Source organism: Nocardioides renjunii, from assembly GCF_034661175.1.
GTDB lineage: Bacteria > Actinomycetota > Actinomycetes > Propionibacteriales > Nocardioidaceae > Nocardioides > Nocardioides renjunii.
This window is the reverse complement of sequence record NZ_CP141058.1, coordinates 3854865-3874166: the sequence shown is the minus strand read 5'-3', so window position 1 is coordinate 3874166 and position 19302 is coordinate 3854865. Positions and strand designations below refer to the sequence as shown.

Below are 19302 nucleotides of genomic sequence, written 5' to 3'. Positions count from 1 at the left end.
GGTCCTAGTGTTGCGGCCATGACTGTCGACATCGCCGCCCGCCTCGCCGAGGTCATGCCCGGCATCCGCCGTGACCTCGAGGACCTGGTCCGCATCCAGTCCGTCTCCGCCGACCCGGCGCGCGCCGGTGAGGTCGAGCGCAGCGCCGAGGCCACCCGCGACCTGTTCGCCGCCGAGGGCTTCGAGACCGAGATCGTCCGCGCGCACGACGGCGCCCCGCCGGCCGTGATCGCGCGCAAGGCCGGACCCGAGGGCGCACCGACCGTCCTGCTCTACGCCCACCACGACGTCCAGCCGGAGAATGACCACGCCGACTGGGACTCCCCGCCGTGGGAGCCCACCGAGCGCGGCGACCGGCTCTACGGCCGCGGTGCCGCCGACGACAAGGCCGGCATCGCCGCGCACCTCGGCGCCGTACGGATCTTCGGCGACGACCTGCCGGTCAACCTGGTGATGTTCATCGAGGGCGAGGAGGAGGTCGGGTCCGACACGCTCGTCGAGCTGCTCGAGGCCCACAAGGACCGCCTCGAGGCCGACGTCATCGTCATCGCCGACTCCGGCAACTGGGACATCGGCGAGCCCGCGCTCACCACGAGCCTGCGTGGCCTGGTGCGGATGGACGTGGAGGTCCGCACCCTCACCCACGCCGTCCACAGCGGCATGTGGGGCGGCCTGGTGCCCGACTCGATCATGACCCTCAGCCGGCTGATCGCCAGCCTCAACGACGACGCTGGCGACGTGGTCGTCGAGGGCCTGCACGCCGGCCCGGCCGCCGACGTGGAGTACCCCGAGGCACGGCTCCGCGCCGAGTCCGGTGCGGCCGAGGGCATCGAGTGGATCGGGAGCGGCTCGGTCGTCGAGCGGCTGTGGACCAAGCCGTCGATCAGCATCACCGGCTTCGACGCCCCCAAGGTGGAGGGCGCCTCCAACACCCTGATCCCGGCCGCCCGCTGCCGGATCAGCATGCGCATCGCCCCGGGCGACACCACCGCCAACGCCGTCCAGTGCCTCCAGGCACACCTCGAGAAGCACACGCCGTGGGGAGCCACGCTCACCGCCACGGTGGTCGACACCGGCGAGGCGACGCAGATCGACGCCACCGGTCCGGCGTACGACGCCGCCCGCGCCGCCTTCGCGGAGGCCTGGGACGGCACCGAGCCGGTCGACATGGGCGTCGGTGGGTCGATCCCCTTCATCGCCGAGTTCCTCGAGGCGTTCCCGCGCGCCAGCGTGCTCGTCACCGGGGTCGAGGACCCCGACACCCGCGCGCACGGCGCCAACGAGGGCCTGCACCTCGCGGAGTTCGAGCGGGTCGTCAAGGCCGAGGCGCTGCTCCTGCGCAACCTCGGTGCTCTCACGGAGGGGTGAGCCCGCGCTGTGGGGCCGTCGGTAGCGTGACGGCATGGCGACCTTCCGTGCCCGCAACCGCTCCTCGGCCGTGCTGCGCTCCTCGCGCGGCGAGGTCTGGGCCGCGCTGACCGACGCCGACCTGGTCGCCCGCATCACGCCCTTCGTCACGGCCATCGACGTCGCCGGTGACCGCTGGACGTGGCGGATGGGCACCATCCCGGTGCTGGGGATCTCGGTGGCGCCGACCTTCACCGAGGTGATGGAGCTGCACCCCCGGGACCGGATCGTGTTCACCCACGATCCCGAGCGGCCCGAGGAGATGACCGCGGTGATGGGGACCTACGACCTGGCCGACCACCCCGGCGGCGGCACCGAGGTCAGCATCGACCTGCAGATCTCGTGCGCCCTCCCGCTGCCGGGGCTTGCCCGTCCCGCGGTCGAGCGGGTGATGGCCGGGGTCGTCAAGCACATGGGCACGGTGTTCTCCCGCAACCTCCTCGAGCACCTCGGCGAAGCCGAGGCCGCCTGATGCGCGTCCTCGTCCTCGGCGCCACCGGCTACGTCGGCTCCCGGCTGGTACCGCACCTGGTCGAGCGCGGCCACGAGGTGGTCGCCGCCTCGTCCTCCGTGCCGAACCCGGGCCGCTTCGGCTGGGACGACCGGGTCCGCGCGATCCGGTGCGACGTCACCGACGCGGACGCGGTCGCGCGGGCCGTCACGGACGTCGACGCCGTGGTCTACCTCGTCCACTCCCTCGACCGCGCCGACTTCACCGAGCGGGACCGGCTGGCGGCCGAGATCGTGGCGGCTGCCGTCGCCGACAGCGACGTACGCCGGCTCGTCTACCTCTCCGGCCTGGTGCCGCAGGTGCCCGAGGCCGACCTGTCCGCCCACATCGCCTCCCGGCTCGAGGTCGAGCGGATCCTGCTGGGCGCCATCGACGGCTCGGTCGCCCTGCGCGCCGGCGTGGTCATCGGTGCCGGGTCGACGTCGTTCGAGATCATCAGGCAGATCGCCACGCTGTTCCTCGTGCAGCCGGTCCCGACGTGGATGCACAGCTCGGTGCAGCCGGTCGCGGTGTCCGACGTGCTGCGCGCCTTCGACGCCGCCCTCGGCGACGACGGCCCGCGGGGCGCCGTCGACCTCGGCGGCCCCGACGTCCTGTCCTACCCCGACCTGATGCGCGCCTGCGGGCGCGGCGCCGGGCTGTCGAGGGTCCGGGTGCCGGCGCCCGTCGCGCCGTCGGCGCTGGTCGGGCTGGCGACGGCCCTCGTGACGACCGCGCCGTTCCGGACGGTGACGTCGCTGATCGAGTCGCTGCGCCACGACATGGTCTGCCGGCCCGGCCGGACGTGGACGCCGGACGGCGGCGGTCCGCTCCTCGGCGTGGAGGAGGCAGTGGACCGGGCGCTCACGCCGATGTACGCCGGCCCGGAGGGTGCGCTGTCCTCCGACCCGGGCTGGACGCGCCCGCTGCCGGCGCTCGACCTCGTACCCCTGCCGGCCTCGGGCCGGGCCGCGGCCCGCCTGGCGCTGCACACCCTGCGCTCGGTCCTGCCCGGCACCTGAGACGGCCACGCGTCGCCGGTGCGGCGCTGGGGCGCCGCGCCCGTAGACTGGGGCCGTGCCCGATGCGACGAGCAAGCGGAAGGGCGGCGACGGCCGTCTCACCACGGCGATCGACCCCCACGACCAGGGCCCGCAGGACGCCTGCGGCGTCTTCGGTGTCTGGGCCCCCGGCGAGGACGTCGCCAAGCTGACCTACTTCGGCCTCTACGCCCTGCAGCACCGCGGGCAGGAGTCCGCGGGCATCGCGGTCAGCAACGGACGCCAGATCCTCGTCTACAAGGACATGGGCCTGGTCTCGCAGGTCTTCGACGAGTCGACGCTCGACTCGCTCAAGGGCCACCTCGCGATCGGCCACTCGCGCTACTCCACCACCGGCGCCTCCACGTGGCACAACGCCCAGCCGACCTTCCGGCCCACCGCCGACGGCTCGATCGCGCTCGGCCACAACGGCAACCTGATCAACACCCACGAGCTGCGCGAGATGGTCCAGGCGCTGCCCGGCCCGGCGGGTGAGCTGGAGATCAGGGGCGTCGAGGGCGCGACCAACGACACCAGCCTCGTCACCGCCCTGCTCGCCCACCACCCCGACACCTCGCTCGAGCAGCGGGCCCTCGAGGTGCTGCCCCAGCTGCGCGGCGCCTACTGCTTCGTGTGGATGAACGAGCACACCCTCTACGCCGCCCGCGACCCGCAGGGCATCCGCCCGCTCGTCCTCGGCCGCCTCGACCGCGGCTGGGTCGTCGCCAGCGAGGACGCCGCCCTCGCCACGATCGGCGCCAGCGTGGTCCGCGAGGTCGAGCCCGGCGAGATGATCGTCATCGACGAGAACGGGCTCCGCTCGCACAAGTTCGCCGAGCCCGCGCGCAAGGGTTGCGTCTTCGAGTACGTCTACCTCGCCCGCCCCGACGCCACGATCAGCGGCCGCAACGTCCACGAGGCCCGCGTCGAGATGGGTCGCCGGCTCGCCCGGGAGTTCCCCGTCGACGCCGACCTGGTCATGCCCGTGCCGGAGTCCGGCACCCCCGCCGCGTCCGGCTACGCCGCCGAGTCCGGGATCCCGTTCGGCCAGGGCTTCGTCAAGAACGCCTACGTCGGCCGCACCTTCATCCAGCCCAGCCAGACCCTGCGCCAGCTCGGGATCCGGCTCAAGCTCAACGCCCTCGAGCACATGATCCGCGGCAAGCGCATCGTCGTCGTCGACGACTCGATCGTGCGCGGCAACACCCAGCGCGCCCAGGTCCGGATGCTGCGCGAGGCCGGTGCGCTCGAGGTCCACGTGCGGATCTCCAGCCCGCCGGTGAAGTGGCCGTGCTTCTACGGCATCGACTTCGCCACCCGCGCCGAGCTGATCGCCAACGGCCTCACGCCGGAGGAGATCGCGGCCAGCGTCGGCGCCGACACCCTCGGCTACATCTCCCTCGAGGGCATGATCGAGGCGACCGACCAGCCGGCCGATTCGCTGTGCCAGGCCTGCTTCACGGGTCAGTACCCGATCGAGCTGCCCGACGAGAGCCTGCTCGGCAAGCACCTGCTCGAGGCGACGCTCCAGTCGCCGACGATGGGCCGCGCGCTGCCGGTCCTCAACAACCCCTGACCCGCGCCCCCGCCGGCCGCCACCCGAGGAGCCTCGTGACCCAGCAGCCCGACAACGCCTACGCCGCGGCCGGAGTCTCCATCGAGGCCGCCGACCGCGCGATCGACCTGATGAAGGGCTGGGTCGACAAGGCGCGCCGGCCGGAGATGATCGGCGGCCTGGGTGGCTTCGCGGGGCTCTTCGACGCCTCCGCGCTCACCCGCTACGAGCGTCCGCTGCTGGCCACCTCGACCGACGGCGTCGGCACCAAGGTCGCCATCGCCCAGCTCATGGACGTCCACGACACCATCGGCTTCGACCTGGTGGGCATGGTCGTCGACGACCTGGTGGTCTGCGGCGCGGAGCCGCTGTTCATGACCGACTACATCGCCTGCGGCCGCGTCGTCCCCGAGCGGATCGCCGCCATCGTCAAGGGCATCGCCGAGGCCTGCGTGGTCGCCGGCTGCGCGCTCATCGGTGGCGAGACCGCCGAGCACCCCGGCCTGCTCGACCCGGACGACTACGACGTCGCCGGCGCCACCACCGGTGTGGTGGAGGCCAGCAGGCTCCTCGGCCCCGGCCGGGTCCGCCCCGGCGACGTGGTGATCGCCATGGAGGCCAGCGGCCTGCACTCCAACGGCTACTCCCTCGTCCGCCACGTCCTGCTGGAGAGGGCCGGCTGGACGGTGGACCGCCAGGTCGACGACTTCGGCCGCACCCTCGGCGAGGAGCTCCTCGAGCCGACCCGGATCTACGCCAAGGCCTGCCTCGACCTCGCCGACCGCACCGAGACCCACGCCATGTCGCACGTGACCGGCGGGGGGCTCGCCGCCAACCTCGAGCGGGTGCTCCCCGAGGAGCTGTCGGTGCGCATCGACCGCTCGACGTGGACTCCGCAGCCGGTCTTCGACGTCGTACGCCGGATGGGCGAGGTGTCGCAGCGCGACCTCGAGGCGACCCTCAACTGCGGGGTGGGCATGGTGTCCCTCACCGCGCCCGAGTCGGTCGACACCGCGATCTCCGTGCTGGCCGGCCACGGCGTGCGCGCGTGGGTCGCGGGCGAGGCGCGGGCGAACGCCGACAACGGTGGCCGCGTGCTGCTCGAGGGCCAGCACCCCGGCTGGTGAGGAGATTCGTCACTTCGAGGACGAATCTCCCGGACAGGGTGTGCGGGAACAGCCACCGCTCAGGTAGCGTTGTGCCCACGATATGTAACCGATCAGACCGGGCGCGTCGGGGGATTCCCCCGGCAGCCCCGGCCAAGTGTGCGAGGGGGTCGACCCTATGGGGCGCGGCCGAGCGAAGGCGAAGCAGACCAAGGTTGCCCGCGACCTGAAGTACCGGACTCACGAGACGGACTTCGGCGCGCTGGCGAAGGAGCTGCACGGCGAGGACCATCACTCCACGACGAGTGAGGTCCCACCTGACGAGGACGAGTGGTCGGACTATGCCGATCCCCGTCGTCGCGCAGACTGACTGACTGATCACCTCCACCGTCACCGCCCTCGGGCCGGTGACCGGGCGTACGACTGCGCCCCCACGGAGGTCACCGGGCACGTCGTGCCGGTCTGACGCACCGACCGGGCACGTCGTGCCGGTGTGACGCACCGACCGGGCACGTCGTTGCGCAACGAAGTGCCCGGTCAGTGTCCAGGACGGGCAGGAAGTGCCCGGTCGGCGTGCGGGACGGGCAGGAAGTGCCCGGTCAGCGGAGGTAGACGCCGCGCAGGCGGCCGACCTCGCGCATCCGGCGCTCGGCGAGGCGGTCGGCGGCCTCGGCCGAGGTGACCCCGTCGGCCTTGGCGAGCTCGAAGACCTTGCGGGTGGTGTCGAGGATCCCGGCGGCACGCTGCTGCGCGCGCTCGAACGAGAAGCCCTCGAGCTCGTCGGCGACCTGGATGACGCCGCCGGAGTTGACGCAGTAGTCGGGGGCGTAGAGGATGCCGCGCTCCTCGATCTGCTTCTCGATGCCCGGGTGCGCGAGCTGGTTGTTGGCCGCGCCGCAGATGATCCTGGCGCGCAGGACCTCGAGCACCTCGTCGCTGATCGCGCCGCCCATGGCGCACGGGGCGTAGACGTCGAGCTCGCTCGCGACCAGCTCGTCGGTGGTCGCGACGGCCTGGACCTGCGGGAACTGCTCGCGGATCGCCTCGACCGACGGGGCGTGCACGTCAGTGACGACCACGGTGGCGCCGTCCTCGATCAGGTGGCGCACGAGGTGGCGCCCGACCTTGCCGACGCCGGCGACGCCGACGGTGCGGCCGGCGAGGGTGGGCTCGCCCCAGGCCTGCTCGGCGGCGGCGCGCATCCCCTGGAAGGTGCCGAAGGCGGTGAGCACCGAGCTGTCGCCGGCGCCGCCGTGGGCCACCGTGCGGCCGGTGACGAAGTCGCACTCGCGGGCGATGTGGTCCATGTCCTCGCTGAAGGTGCCCACGTCGCAGGCGGTGAAGTAGCGCCCGTCGAGCGACTGCACGAACCGTCCGTAGGCGCGGAGCAGCGCTTCGGTCTTCAGCTCGGCCGGGTCACCGATGATGACGGCCTTGCCGCCGCCGAGGTCGAGGCCGGCGAGCGCGTTCTTGTAGGACATCCCGCGGGCGAGGTTGAGGACGTCGACGATCGCGTCGTCGGTGCTGGCGTAGGGGTAGAACCGCGTCCCGCCGAGGGCCGGGCCGAGTGCCGTGGAGTGGATCGCGACGATGGCCCGCAGGCCCGTCGCGCGGTCGTTGCAGAAGACGACCTGCTCGTGCTCGCTGCCGAGCTCGAAGACGTCGACGCCGGAACTGGGTACTCCAGACATGCTCTTGGGTCCTTTTCTGGTGGGTGCGGCCGCGGGGTGTGCGGACCTGGTCAGCGCGGTCGAGGGGTGGTGACCGCCGTCACCTCAGCGTAGACCCGGCCGATCCCTTGGCACGCATCAGCACCAGGTCGCCGTGGGTGCCGTAGCCGAGGATCCGACCGCCCCTCGGCGTGCCGTCGAAGGTCGCCATCAGCCACCCGTCGTCCACCTGCGCGATGGACGGCCAGGGCAGGTTCGTGGGGTACGGCGCGTCGAGCAGGTCGACGTCGGCCATCGCCAGATCGAGGACGGGGAACCGGCCCCGGTGGGCCCGGCGCGAGTCACGCCCGTCGCTCGCGAGGACCACCGTCCGGCCGTCGACCTCGACGAGGGTCGTGCCCTCGGTCGAGCGGCGGTCCGTGGCCGCACCCCGCAGCCGGAGGTCGTCGAGGGACGGCCCCGACGCGAGGGCCGGGTGGAAGTCGAAGAACCGGCGCGCACTGACGAACCCCACCAGCCACTCGCCGTCGCGCCGGACCAGGTGGGGGTCCCACGTCGCGATGGAGCGCAGGCCGTCGGTGGGAAGGGGCAGCTCGCGCGTGTCGAGCACGTGCGCGCCGTGCAGCAGGTCGGCGTCCGACTCCGCGAGGGTCACCCGCAACCCCGCCGGCGTACGACGCCCCGCGCGCGAGGCCGGCTTCTCGAAGTCGCCCCACGTGCTGGTCGCCACCAGCCAGCTCCCGCCACTGCGGACGAGGTGGGTCGCGTGGTCGCCGAACACCCCGGGCCGGTCGGGGCGGCGGAAGAACAGGTCGGCGGTGTGCGTCGCCTCGAGGCCCTCGAGCCGCCACACGCTGGTGTGCGCCGTGTCGAAGAACCCGGGCCCGGCGGACGTGGCCGTGAGCCACAGCGCTCTGCCGTCCCGCAGCGGGCGGCCGTCCTCCGTCGTGACGAAGCGGACGTCGCGCAGCCCGAGCTGGCCGAAGCGGCCGGCGACCCCGCCGCCCTCGGGCAGCTCGACCCGGAGGTCGGCCAGCGCCGCCTCGTCGCGGGTGTCGAGGACCTCGCGCAGGTCGTGGCGCGCGCGGGCCACCCAGCTCGATCCCTCGCGGACCCACGCCGTCACGTGCGTCCCGGTGAGGGTCAGCCCCGTCGCGGACGAGCCGACCGTGCGGTGGCAGCGTCGGCTCCGCAGCTCGCGCGACGTCCGTCCGTCCGCGACGTCGAGGACCACCGAGCCGTCCCGCACGGACGCCGCGAAGCGGTGCCCGGCCAGGTGGAGCGCAGGCCCGGCCGGTGAGGACGTCGTGGCGCCGACGTACGGCGCCACGACCGGCATCGGCACCGTGCCCGCAGTCGCCACCTCGACCTGCACGGCGCCCGGAGCCACGAGGTCCACCGGACGCAACCGGCGGACGACCTCGAAGCGGGGGAGCACCGGGTCATCCTCCCCGACCGCCGGAATCCGCCGTCGCACCGACCATCGGAACGACCACCGGACCAGACCACCGGCCCCCAATCACCCACAGTGACCACCCCTCCTGGCCCGACCGGGCCAGGCGGTCGGGCGTGTTCCGTCAGTGGGACGCAACCGTTGTCCGGGCGTTCACCTGGGACGGCGGCGCCGTTCGACCGCGCTCCCCAACACTTGCTCTCGCTCACCAGCCGGCAGGGCAACCTCCGTCGGCGCGTGGCAACCGTCAGCAAGTTCTCTCGGGCCCGTGTCGAAAGTGCAACGTGACAACTCTCCCTGCCCAGGACCGCATCGTGCCCACCGGGCCGCCGGTCCCGCGCCGGCTGGCTCGCAAGGCCACCGGTGCCGATCGCGTCTTCGAGGTCGGCGCCCGCACCGTCGGTGCGACGGTGCTCGTCGTCACCGGCGGGATCGGCGTCTTCCTCGCCTGGCAGTCCGTGCCGACGCTGCAGCGCTACGGCTGGAGCTTCTTCACCGAGAGCGCCTGGCAGCCCGAGTCCGACGTGCTCGGCATCGCCGCCGTCCTGGTCGGGACGGTGTCGATCGCTGGCGTGGCGATGGTCCTCGCCTTCCCGCTGGCACTGCTGACGGCCCTCTACATCAGCGAGTATGCCCCCGCCGGCGTCAAGCCGACCCTCGTCTCGCTCGTCGACCTGATGGCCGCCGTCCCCTCGATCATCTACGGGATGTGGGGCTACTTCCTCGTCATGCCCCACGCGGCGGCGTTCAGCCTCTGGCTGCACCAGCACCTCGGCTGGATCCCGGTCTTCGCCGTGGGAGCGGACCCCGACGCGGCCGTCTGGGACCAGTCGCGCTACATCGGCAGCGCGTTCTGCGCCGGCATCGCCGTGGCCATGATGGTGCTGCCGATGTCCTGCGCCGTGATGCGCCAGGTGTTCTCGCAGACGCCGCCCGGCGAGAAGGAGGCGGCCCTCGCGCTCGGCGCGACCCGCTGGGGCATGGTCCGCACCGTCGTGCTGCCCTTCGGTCGCGGCGGCATCATCGGCGGGACGATGCTCGGCCTCGGCCGGGCCCTCGGCGAGACCATCGCCGTGCTCCTCATCATCTCGCCGGACTTCGTCATCAAGCCGCGTGTCCTCGAGGTGGGCACCAGCTCGGTCAGCGCGCTGATCGCCGGCCGCTTCGGCGACGCGAGCGCCGCCCAGCTCTCCGCGCTCCTGACCGCCGGCTTCGTGCTGTTCCTCATCACGCTCGTCGTCAACACGCTGGCCGCGATGATCGTCGCCCGCAGCCGCTCCGGGGCGGGGACCGACGCATGAGCGCCCCGTCCACGACTGCGACGACGACGCTGAGCGGTGCGCCGACGGCGACCACCCACCTCCCGCAGCGCGACCTGGACGCACCGCCTCCGGTCGCCCGCCCCGGCCTGGGCAGGCCGACGGCCGAGGAGCGGTTCACCGTCGTCGGCGCCTGGGTCAGCGCGCTGGCCCTGGCCTGGTTGATCACCCAGCGACTCCTGCCGCTCGGCGGCGCCGCGTGGCTGCTGGTCACCTGGTTCGCCCTCGGTCTGGTCGTCAGCGCGGTGACCACCTCGATGACGGGCCGGCGCGTCGACGTCGTGGACCGGGTCGTGAGCGGTGTCGTGACCTCGGGCGCGCTGCTCGTCGGCGCTGCGCTGGTCAGTGCCGTGGTGTTCGTGGTCTACCGCGGCTGGGAGCCCCTGCTGCACCTCAACTTCTTCACCGACGACATGGCCGGTGTCGGCCCTCGGGACCCGTTCGACGAGGGCGGCATCGGGCACGCCATCGTCGGCTCCGCGATCCAGCTCGGCATCGCCGTCGCAGTGACCCTGCCGCTGGGCATCGGCACCGCGGTCTTCATGACCGAGGTCGGCGGCCGCTTCGCGGCGGTCGTGCGCACGATCGTCGAGGCGATGACCGCGCTGCCCTCGATCGTGGCCGGGCTCTTCGTCTACACGGTGCTCATCGTCGCGCTGGGCTTCCCGCGGTCCGGCTTCGCCGCGGCGATGGCCCTGTCGGTGATGATGCTGCCGATCATCGCCCGCGCCGCCGACGTCGTGCTGCGGGTCGTGCCCGGAGGCCTGCGCGAGGCGAGCCTGGCGCTGGGCGCCAGTCGGTGGCGCACGGTGTGGCACGTCGTGCTCCCCACGGCTCGGCCAGGACTCGCGACCGCGCTGATCCTCGGGGTCGCCCGAGGTGTCGGCGAGACGTCGCCGGTCCTCCTGACGTCGGGCGTCGCGTCGTTCCTCGTCACCGACCCGACCGACGGCGTCATGAACTCGCTCCCGCTCTTCATCTTCAAGGGAGCCCGCAGCCCCGAGCCGATGGACATCGAGCGGGCCTTCGCCGCCGCGACCGCGCTGCTGGTGCTGGTGCTGGTCCTGTTCGTCATCGCCCGGCTCCTCGCCCGCCCCGCGCGCGCGAGCGCCCGTCCCCGCCCCCGTCGTACGACCCGCGCGCAGCGCGTCGCTCCCGAGGAGTCCTCATGACCACCCGATCCCTCCGCCTCGTGGCCGCGCTCGCGGCCGTCGCGCTACTCTCCGCGCCGGGGCTCCCCGCGGCCGGCCAGGCCGACGTGCCCGGCGAGCCCGACGACGGTCGCCTCGGCAACACCTCGGCGCGCGCGGCGTACGCCCAGATCGAGGGCTCCGGCTCCACCTGGTCCGAGGTGATCGTCCAGCAGTGGATCTCCGACGTCGACGCGCTCGGCATGAAGGTCACCTACAACGGCGGCGGCTCGTCGCAGGGGCGCAAGAACTTCGCGCAGAACGTGACCGACTTCGGCATCTCGGAGATCCCCTACCCGGGCGTCGACGAGTTCGGCAACGCCGACAACAGCAACGGCCGCGAGTTCGCCTACCTGCCCATCGTGGCCGGCGGCACGGCCTTCACCTACCAGCTCAAGATCGGTGACGAGCTGGTCCGCAACCTGCGGCTCTCCGGCGAGACGCTGACGAAGATCTTCACCGGCGAGATCACCGACTGGTCGGATCCGGCGATCACCGACGACAACAACGGACGGGCGTTCCCCAAGCTCGCCATCACCCCGGTGGTGCGTTCCGACGGCTCCGGCACCACGGCCCAGCTGACCACCTGGATGGACGCGGAGCACCCCGACATCTGGCGGCCCTACTTCGGCAAGAGCGGCTACACGTCCTACTACCCGCGCAAGGGCCGGATGCTGGCCCAGTCGGGCTCGGACCAGGTGATGAACACGATCTCCGGGTTCGCCGGCAACGGCACGATCGGCTACGTCGAGTACGCCTACCCGCTCAACAAGGACTACCCGGTCGTCAAGGTCCTCAACGAGGGCGGCTACTACGTCGAGCCGACGCAGTACAACGTCGCCGTCGCGCTGACGAAGGCGCGGATCAACGAGGACACGAGCTCGCCGCTCTACCTCACCCAGATCCTCGACGGTGTCTACAACGCCACGGACCCCCGCGCCTACCCGCTGTCGTCCTACAGCTACATGATCATCCCGACCGGTGCGCAGGACCAGCGCATGTCGACGGCGAAGCGCCAGACGCTCGGCGACTTCATGTACTACTCGCTGTGCGAGGGCCAGGCCAAGGCCGGTCCCTACGGCTACTCGCCGCTGCCGCTCAACCTCGTGCAGGCCGGCTTCACCCAGCTCGCGAAGCTCAAGACCGCCGACCCGGCGGTGGACATCGAGAACCGCGACGCCACGCGCTGCAACAACCCGACGTTCGTGGCCGGCAACCTCGAGCAGAACAAGCTCGCCCAGATCGCGCCGCAGCCCGCTGCCTGTGACGAGCAGGGCGAGGGCCCGTGCGGCACCTCCACGGGCACCGGTGAGCCGTCGACCGACGAGGAGCAGCCGGAGGAGCCCGCCGAGGGTGGGGAGGAGGCCGGGACGCCCACGACGGACAAGCAGGGCGGCGCGGGCGGTCCGGGTGGCGACGACGCGAACCAGGGGCCGGGCGGCGGCGCAGGCGGGGGAGGGGGCGAGGAGCCTCCCGCCACCGAGGTCGACCCGATCACCGGCGAGGCCGTGGCGGCCGACGGCACCGCCGCAGCCGCGGCGGGCACGGCCACCACGACCGACCCGATCTACGCGACGCCGACCGAGCTCTCCGCCAGCCGGCCCGACGACGGCCGGGCCTTCGGTGCCCTGGCCGCCCTCGAGCTGTTGGCCCTCATCCTCGTCCCCGGCCTGCTGCTCGCCCGCGGCGTACGACGTCGGGGAGCGGGCCGATGAGCCGCCGCCTGCGCCTGGTGGCCACGGCGCTGCTCGCGGTCGCCGTCGTGCTCCCGGCGGCGGTCGCCGGGACCGGGGAGGCGGCGCAGGCCGCGCCCGACGCGACCGAGCCGGCGTTCACCCAGACGAAGCACCTCGACCGCACGATCACGGTGCAGGGCCAGGAGCTCGAGATCGACTCCCGGGACGTGACCGTCACCGTCGACCGCACGACCGAGCTGCGTGGTCGGGAGCGGGTGAACATCTCCTGGACCGGGGCGCACCCCACCGGAGGCCGCTCGTCCAGCCCGTTCGGCGAGCAGGGTCAGCTCCAGGAGTACCCCGTCGTGATCCTGCAGTGCCGGGGCCTCGACGACCCGTCGCTGCCGCCGGAGCAGCAGCTCTCCCCGGAGACCTGCTGGACGTCCTCGCGGACCCAGCGCACGCAGGTCGCGGACGAGTCCGAGGCGGCCTGGCGCCACGACAAGCACGCCACCGAGGAGCAGCGCGGGCAGAAGTTCGGCCTCGCGCCGATCCCGCCCGAGTGCAACGACGTCTCCACCTTCTCCACCCACGTGACCCCGTTCCGGGCCGCCAACGGCACTGTCCACGCCAGCTGCACCTCGGAGACGATGCCCCCCGAAGCCGCGATCGGCGCCGCGTTCCCACCCGCCGAGCAGGCGGCGTTCACCGACCTCGAGGGCAACGGCCACGCCAAGTTCGAGGTGCGCTCGGCCGTGGAGAACGAGTCGCTCGGCTGCTCCGACACCGTCGCCTGCTCGATCGTGGTGATCCCGATCCAGGGCATCAGCTGCCTCGACGACCACGCCGCCTGCAACCGCGGCGGACAGTTCGAGGCCGGCGCCAGCAACTACTCCAACCAGGGTGTCGACCTGACGGCGTCGCCGATGCTGTGGTGGTCGGCGTCCAACTGGCGCAACCGCTTCTCGGTGCCGATCACCTTCGGGCTGCCCCCGGACGCCTGCACGGTCCTCGACTCGCGGGCGCCCACGGGCTTCTACGGCTCCGAGCTGATGGCGCAGGCATCCCTGCAGTGGTCGCCCAGCTTCTGCCTGGACAAGGAGCGCTTCAAGTTCCAGCACAACCGGATGGCGGACGCCGCAGGCTTCGCCCTGGCCGAGAACGGCGGCGGCGCGGCGGCGTTCGTGTCCGGCAAGCACGAGGCCAAGGGGTCCGACCCGATCGCGTACGCGCCGACCGCCGTCACCGGCTTCTCGATCGGCTACGTCATCGACCTGCCCGGCAACGCCGGCGAGTACACCGGTCTCAAGCTCAACCCGCGGCTCATCGCCAAGCTGATGACGCAGTCCTACCTGGGCAGCGAGCTCGGCCGCGGCCACCCGGGCATGGCCCAGAACCCGGTGGGCATCAACCTCGACCCGGAGTTCCAGGCACTCAACCCCGGGCTCGACACCGTCACCCGGGAGGCGGCCGCGACCCTGCTGTCGCTGTCGGAGTCCAGCGACGTGATCGAGGCGCTGACCTCCTACGTCGCCCAGGACGAGGCGGCGATGAGGTGGGTCGACGGGAAGCCGGACGAGTGGGGCATGCGGGTCAACCCGAGCTACGAGAAGATCGAGCTGCCGACGGCCGAGTGGCCGCTGCTCGACGACTTCGTGCCGGTGACCAACGACGAGTGCCGCCAGCAGAACCCCACCCCGTACTTCACCCAGCTCGCCGCGCCGGTCCCGTCGATGCGCAAGATCGCCGAGGCCATCCTCGACGCCTGGCCCAACGTGCAGACCAAGTGCGAGCGCGCCACGGTCACCGACCCGTGGAAGATCGGCCGGGTCGACCGCCAGGGCGTCGGCTCCCGGTTCATGCTCGGCGTGGTGAGCATGGGTGACGCCCAGCGGCTCGGCCTCGACGAGGCGCTCCTCGCCACCCGCGACGACTTCGTCGCCCCCACCGCCACGGGGATCGGCCGTGCCCTCCGGCTGGCCGAGCCCAGCACGAGCGGGCAGGAGCCGTTCCGCATGGACATGGCCGACCTCGTCAAGGCGGACGCCTACCCCGGGACGATGATCGTCTACACCGCGGCCCGGACGGCCAACCTGCCGCAGGAGGACGCGGACAAGGTCGCGCAGTTCATCCAGGTCGCCACGACGGAGGGCCAGCAGGAGGGCTTCGGCAACGGCGAGCTGCCGCCGGGCTACGTCCCGCTGCGCAGGACCGGTGTCACCGGTCCGCTCTGGAAGCAGGCCCAGGCGGTCGCCACCGCGATCGGCGAGCAGGCGGGTGCGACGGAGACCGACGAGGACGGCACGGACGAGGCGGACGGGGACGGCACGGACGGCGAGGACGGCGGCGGTGTCGGCGCCGGAGGCGGCGGCGTCACCCCGGGCCCGGGCAGCGTCACCACGGTCGAGGAGACGACCGACGACGACGGCGGGGCCGGCAACGGAGGGGGCCGCGACAAGGAGCGGGGCACCAAGGGGGATCGCAGGGACGCGGACGCGGACAAGGACGACGAGGAGGAGCTCCTCGTCATGCCGCCGACCACCGCGGTCTCCTCCCCGGTGGCCGCACGCACCCTGCCGCTGCTCCTGCTCGTCACGCTGGTGAGCGCCCTCGGCGCCAACCTGCTGCGGCTGCGACACCTCCGCAGGAGGCGGTCGTGACGATGACGAGCAGCAGGCCCCGAGCCGGCGCCGAGCCGGCGGACGGTCCCCCCGCACCTCGTACGACGCCCGTGCGCCCGACGGCGCCGGCCGGCGACGACGTCTGGTCGGTCATCACGACGACCTCGGTGATGTGCTGCCTGGTCGCCGGCTGGATGGTCGCGCAGATGGTCTACCTCGGCGGGCTGTCGCAGGACCGCGCCCAGGACACGCTGTACTCGCAGTTCCGCGCGGAGCTCGCCGCCGGCACGGCCCCCATCGGTCCCGTCACGGAGGTGGGGCAGCCCGTCGCCACCCTTTCCATCCCGCACATCGGCGTGGAGCAGGTGGTCGTCGAGGGGACGGCCTCCGGCGACCTGCTGGTCGGGCCGGGACACCTCCGCAACACGGTGCTGCCCGGCCAGCGCGGCACGTCGGCCGTCCTCGGCCGGGCGAGCACCTACGGGGCGCCCTTCGCGCGCATCGGCGAGCTCGTGCCCGGCGACCAGGTCAACGTCACGACTGCCCAGGGCGCCACCCGCTTCCGCGTCATCGGCGTACGTCGTGCGGGCGACCCGCTGCCGCAGCCGCGCCCGGACGACGCCGCCCGGCTGGTCCTCGTCAGCGGCGAGGCCAGCGGCTCCCGGCTCCCGTCGCTGTCGCCGGGCGAGGTCGTCTACGTCGACGCCGAGGCCGACGAGGCCTTCGACACCCCCGCGGGCCTGCCCCGCGTGGTCCCTGATCCGGAGCAGGCGATGGGCACCGAGTCGGGCGCGGTCATGCCGCTGCTGACCCTGTGCCTGGCCCTGCTCCTGGCGCTGGCCTTCGGGGTCATCGCCGCCCGGCAGCGGTTCGGAGCCGCCCTGGTGTGGGTGGTCGCGACCCCGGTCGTGCTCGCCGTCGCCTGGCTCACGACCGACGTGGTCATGCGCCTGCTGCCCAACCTGATGTGACACCCGCATGTGATCGACGTCAGCTCCACCCAGTGCACGACCACCAGAGAAGGAAGACCCACACATGTCTGTTCGCAGGCTCCTCGCGGGCGTGGCCACCACGTCCGTCCTGGCGGCGGCCCTCGCCGTCGCCGCTCCGGCCCAGGCCGACCCGGCGTTCGTCCCGGACGCCGACGACATCGTCGGCGTCGGCTCCGACACCACGATGTACGCCCTGGGCTACCTGGCCGACGGCCACAGCGGCGTGGCCGGCTACAACGCCGGCGCGCCCGCGCAGCGACTGGTGTCCTTCGACGCCCGTACGTTCGACTCCGCCGGCGCCCAGACCAACTCGGCCAGCGTCACCCTGCGCGCCGGCGCCGCCCCGATCGTCCGTCCCAACGGCTCGGGCGGCGGCAAGGGCCTGCTCTACGGGGCGGGCAACAACCCGGACGTGAGCTTCGCGCGGTCCTCCTCGGGCAACAACGCCAACGAGACCGCCGCCAACCTCCAGGCGTTCCCGTTCGCCAAGGACACCCTCGCGGTCGCCACCGCGCAGTCGTCCAACGCGCCGGCCGCGCTGACGCCGGCCCAGATCGTGCAGATCTTCGAGGGCACCGTCACCAACTGGAGCCAGGTCGGCGGCGCCGCGGGCGTCATCAAGCCGCTCGCCCCGCAGACGAGCTCCGGCACGGGCGACTTCTTCAAGAAGGAGCTCGACAAGATCAAGGGCTCGACCGTCACCTACGGGCCCGGCGTCACCTTCGTGCAGGAGCACGACGACGCCCCGATCAAGTCCGACCCCAACGCGATCGCGCCGTTCTCCGTGGGCCGTGCGGGCCTGCTCGGCACCCTGCGCATCGAGCAGGGCTGGCAGGTGGGTCGCGCGCTCTACAACGTGGTCCGGCAGGCCGACGCCGGCAGCGCCTGGGCGCAGGGCCTGTTCGGCCCCAACGGCTACGTGTGCTCGCCGGCCGCCGCCTCGCTGATCCTCGACGCGGGCTTCGAGCAGCTGCTCTCCTCCGCCCAGGGCGGCAAGTGCGGCGTGGCCACCACGACGGCCACCGCGGCCAGTGACCTGCTGACCGCCAAGGTCACCACCACCACGACCGTCGCCGGCACCTCCAACGCCGCTGGTGCGGCGACCCTCACCGCCACCGTCGGCGGCGGCGGGCAGCTCAAGCCCCAGGGCGTCGTGGCGTTCTCCGTCGACGGCGCCGTCAAGGGCCAGGGCGTCGTGACCGGCGGCCGCGCGACCTACACCGCCACCGGGCTCACCCCCGGCGTGCACCAGGTCACCGCCACCTTCACGCCCACCGGCGCGGCCTTCAACGGCTCCACCTCCGCCCCGGTCGACGTCACGGTGAGGGCTGCCGCCCCGGTCCCGGTCACCACCCCCACCACCAAGGCCGCGACCAAGCTGGCGGTGTCGTTCAAGAAGAGCTACGCCAAGGGCGCCGCCGTGAAGGGCAAGGTCAAGGTCAAGGAGTCCGCCGCCGGCAAGGCCGCCGGCAAGGTCGTCATCAAGCTCGGCAAGAAGACCGTCGGCAGGGGCAAGGTCGCCGGTGGCGTCGCCACGGTCACCCTGAAGGCGCTCGCGAAGGGCAAGAACAAGCTCGTCGCGGAGTACGCCGGCAACGCGTCGTTCGCCGCGTCGAAGGTCAGGTTCGTCATCACCATCAAGTGACGCCCGACCCTCCCGAGTCGGAGGCGGGCGGTCCGCTGACAACCGCCCGCCTCCATCCCGGACCGGTCACGGAGTGACCCCGCCCGGGCCCCGCCCCAGCTCCTCGACGCGAAGAAGATCCCGCCATGCCCCAGTCCACGCTGCCCGCCTCCGCCGTCCCCGCCGCCCCTGAGGCGCCGAGCGGCGGAGCTCCACCGGCCGGCCCCGCGACCCTCGAGGCCCGCGACATCACCGCGTGGTTCGGCAGCCACCAGGTCCTCGACCGGGTGTCGCTCACCATGCCCGCCTCGGGCATCACCGCCCTCATCGGCCCGTCGGGCTGCGGGAAGTCCACCTTCCTCCGCATCCTCAACCGGATGCACGAGCTGGTCCCGTCTGCGGCGCTGGCCGGTGAGGTGCTGCTCGACGGCGATGACATCTACGACCCCCAGCGCAAGCTGACCGACGCGCGCCGTGCCATCGGCATGGTCTTCCAGAAGCCGAACCCGTTCCCGGCGATGTCCATCCGGGAGAACGTGGTGGCCGGGCTGCGGCTGACCGGGACGAGGCTGGGGAGGTCGGCCAAGGAGGAGCTCGTCGAGGAGTGCCTGGTCCGCGGAGGTCTGTGGAACGAGGTGAAGGACCGTCTCGACAGCCCCGGCGGCGGCCTCTCCGGCGGCCAGCAGCAACGCCTCTGCATCGCGCGCTCGCTGGCCATCAAGCCCCGCGTGCTGCTCATGGACGAGCCGTGCTCGGCCCTCGACCCGACGTCCACGCGGGTCATCGAGGAGACGATGAAGGACCTGGCGCGACAGGTCACGATCGTCATCGTCACGCACAACATGCAGCAGGCGGCCCGCGTCTCGGACACCTGCGCCTTCTTCCTGGCCTCGCAGGGCACGCCGGGGGTCATCGTCGAGCACGGCGACACCGAGGCGATGTTCTCCAGCCCGCGCGACCAGCGCACCTCCGACTACGTCAACGGACGGTTCGGCTGACGACACGCACCGCCGAGACGCAGAAAGGCCCCGACCGGGACGTGGTCGGGGCCCTTCTGTGCTTGTGGGCAGGGGCGGGGTCGAACCGCCGACCTATCACTTTTCAGGCGATCGCTCGTACCAACTGAGCTACCTGCCCAAGCGGGACGAGAATACAACAG

General features: G+C 72.5%; 15 protein-coding genes and 1 tRNA gene. 13 read left to right on the top strand and 3 right to left on the bottom strand.

The genetic code is table 11. The features are described 5' to 3' along the window. Positions 1-18: 18 nt before the first annotated feature. From SHK17_RS18585 to SHK17_RS18560, 6 genes are all read left to right on the top strand, one after another. Entirely contained in the window at positions 19-1368 is a 1350-nt protein-coding gene (locus tag SHK17_RS18585) for a dipeptidase (RefSeq protein WP_322920297.1), read from the top strand. Between the two features lie 34 nt (positions 1369-1402). Beyond that, positions 1403-1879, top strand: a complete 477-nt coding sequence (locus tag SHK17_RS18580) for an SRPBCC family protein (RefSeq protein WP_322920296.1) — start codon at positions 1403-1405, stop codon at positions 1877-1879. Continuing rightward, entirely contained in the window at positions 1879-2919 is a 1041-nt protein-coding gene (locus tag SHK17_RS18575; RefSeq protein ID WP_322423280.1) for an NAD(P)H-binding protein, read from the top strand. Before SHK17_RS18580 ends, SHK17_RS18575 begins: the two co-directional genes overlap by 1 nt. 55 nt (positions 2920-2974) lie before the next feature. Beyond that, entirely contained in the window at positions 2975-4513 is a 1539-nt protein-coding gene (purF, locus tag SHK17_RS18570) for an amidophosphoribosyltransferase (protein WP_172267096.1), read from the top strand. 35 nt (positions 4514-4548) lie between these two features. Further along, positions 4549-5619: a phosphoribosylformylglycinamidine cyclo-ligase gene (gene purM / locus SHK17_RS18565; protein WP_322920295.1), complete on the top strand. Its 1071-nt coding sequence runs from the start codon at positions 4549-4551 to the stop codon at positions 5617-5619. Positions 5620-5776: 157 nt separating this feature from the next. Next, positions 5777-5968, top strand: coding sequence for a DUF3073 domain-containing protein (locus tag SHK17_RS18560; RefSeq protein WP_172267090.1), 192 nt, complete (start codon positions 5777-5779; stop codon positions 5966-5968). Between the two features lie 229 nt (positions 5969-6197). Here the strand turns inward: SHK17_RS18560 and SHK17_RS18555 are convergent, their stop codons facing one another. Both SHK17_RS18555 and SHK17_RS18550 read right to left on the bottom strand, forming a co-directional pair. Beyond that, positions 6198-7289 (bottom strand): Glu/Leu/Phe/Val family dehydrogenase, encoded by a 1092-nt coding sequence (locus SHK17_RS18555; RefSeq protein ID WP_172267087.1) that lies wholly within the window; start codon positions 7287-7289, stop codon positions 6198-6200. 79 nt (positions 7290-7368) lie between these two features. After that, positions 7369-8706, bottom strand: a complete 1338-nt coding sequence (locus SHK17_RS18550; protein ID WP_322920294.1) for a hypothetical protein — start codon at positions 8704-8706, stop codon at positions 7369-7371. Positions 8707-9005: 299 nt separating this feature from the next. Between SHK17_RS18550 and pstC the strand changes: the two genes are divergently transcribed. From pstC to SHK17_RS18515, 7 genes are all read left to right on the top strand, one after another. Continuing rightward, complete coding sequence (gene pstC, locus SHK17_RS18545; protein WP_322920293.1) at positions 9006-10022, top strand: phosphate ABC transporter permease subunit PstC; 1017 nt, start codon at positions 9006-9008, stop codon at positions 10020-10022. After that, the gene (gene pstA / locus SHK17_RS18540) at positions 10019-11212 is read left to right on the top strand and encodes a phosphate ABC transporter permease PstA (protein WP_322920292.1); all 1194 of its coding nucleotides are present in this window, start codon (positions 10019-10021) and stop codon (positions 11210-11212) included. The genes pstC and pstA overlap by 4 nt, the downstream gene beginning before the upstream one ends. Further along, entirely contained in the window at positions 11209-12945 is a 1737-nt protein-coding gene (locus SHK17_RS18535) for a PstS family phosphate ABC transporter substrate-binding protein (RefSeq protein ID WP_322920291.1), read from the top strand. The genes pstA and SHK17_RS18535 overlap by 4 nt, the downstream gene beginning before the upstream one ends. Next, positions 12942-15566 carry a hypothetical protein gene (locus SHK17_RS18530; protein ID WP_322920290.1) on the top strand — a complete coding sequence of 875 codons (2625 nt, stop codon included), beginning with the start codon at positions 12942-12944 and terminating at the stop codon, positions 15564-15566. The genes SHK17_RS18535 and SHK17_RS18530 overlap by 4 nt, the downstream gene beginning before the upstream one ends. A 2-nt stretch (positions 15567-15568) precedes the next feature. Next, complete coding sequence (locus SHK17_RS18525) at positions 15569-16498, top strand: sortase (RefSeq protein ID WP_322922054.1); 930 nt, start codon at positions 15569-15571, stop codon at positions 16496-16498. Between the two features lie 64 nt (positions 16499-16562). Continuing rightward, on the top strand, positions 16563-18164 hold the full coding sequence (locus tag SHK17_RS18520) for an Ig-like domain repeat protein (RefSeq protein ID WP_322920289.1): 1602 nt from the start codon (positions 16563-16565) through the stop codon (positions 18162-18164). Positions 18165-18289: 125 nt separating this feature from the next. Next, entirely contained in the window at positions 18290-19141 is an 852-nt protein-coding gene (locus tag SHK17_RS18515; protein ID WP_322920288.1) for a phosphate ABC transporter ATP-binding protein, read from the top strand. 65 nt (positions 19142-19206) lie between these two features. Here the strand turns inward: SHK17_RS18515 and SHK17_RS18510 are convergent. Next, positions 19207-19280: transfer RNA gene (locus SHK17_RS18510), tRNA-Phe, on the bottom strand. Between the last annotated feature and the right edge of the window lie 22 nt (positions 19281-19302).

Coding starts and splice junctions, on each gene's coding strand:
- SHK17_RS18585 (WP_322920297.1), top strand. CDS start 19: ATGACTGTCGACATCGCCGCCCGCCTCGCCGAGGTCATGCCCGGCATC.
- SHK17_RS18575 (WP_322423280.1), top strand. CDS start 1,879: ATGCGCGTCCTCGTCCTCGGCGCCACCGGCTACGTCGGCTCCCGGCTG.
- SHK17_RS18535 (WP_322920291.1), top strand. CDS start 11,209: ATGACCACCCGATCCCTCCGCCTCGTGGCCGCGCTCGCGGCCGTCGCG.
- pstA (WP_322920292.1), top strand. CDS start 10,019: ATGAGCGCCCCGTCCACGACTGCGACGACGACGCTGAGCGGTGCGCCG.
- SHK17_RS18555 (WP_172267087.1), bottom strand. CDS start 7,289: ATGTCTGGAGTACCCAGTTCCGGCGTCGACGTCTTCGAGCTCGGCAGC.
- SHK17_RS18560 (WP_172267090.1), top strand. CDS start 5,777: ATGGGGCGCGGCCGAGCGAAGGCGAAGCAGACCAAGGTTGCCCGCGAC.
- SHK17_RS18520 (WP_322920289.1), top strand. CDS start 16,563: ATGTCTGTTCGCAGGCTCCTCGCGGGCGTGGCCACCACGTCCGTCCTG.
- SHK17_RS18530 (WP_322920290.1), top strand. CDS start 12,942: ATGAGCCGCCGCCTGCGCCTGGTGGCCACGGCGCTGCTCGCGGTCGCC.
- SHK17_RS18580 (WP_322920296.1), top strand. CDS start 1,403: ATGGCGACCTTCCGTGCCCGCAACCGCTCCTCGGCCGTGCTGCGCTCC.
- SHK17_RS18515 (WP_322920288.1), top strand. CDS start 18,290: ATGCCCCAGTCCACGCTGCCCGCCTCCGCCGTCCCCGCCGCCCCTGAG.
- SHK17_RS18525 (WP_322922054.1), top strand. CDS start 15,569: ATGACGAGCAGCAGGCCCCGAGCCGGCGCCGAGCCGGCGGACGGTCCC.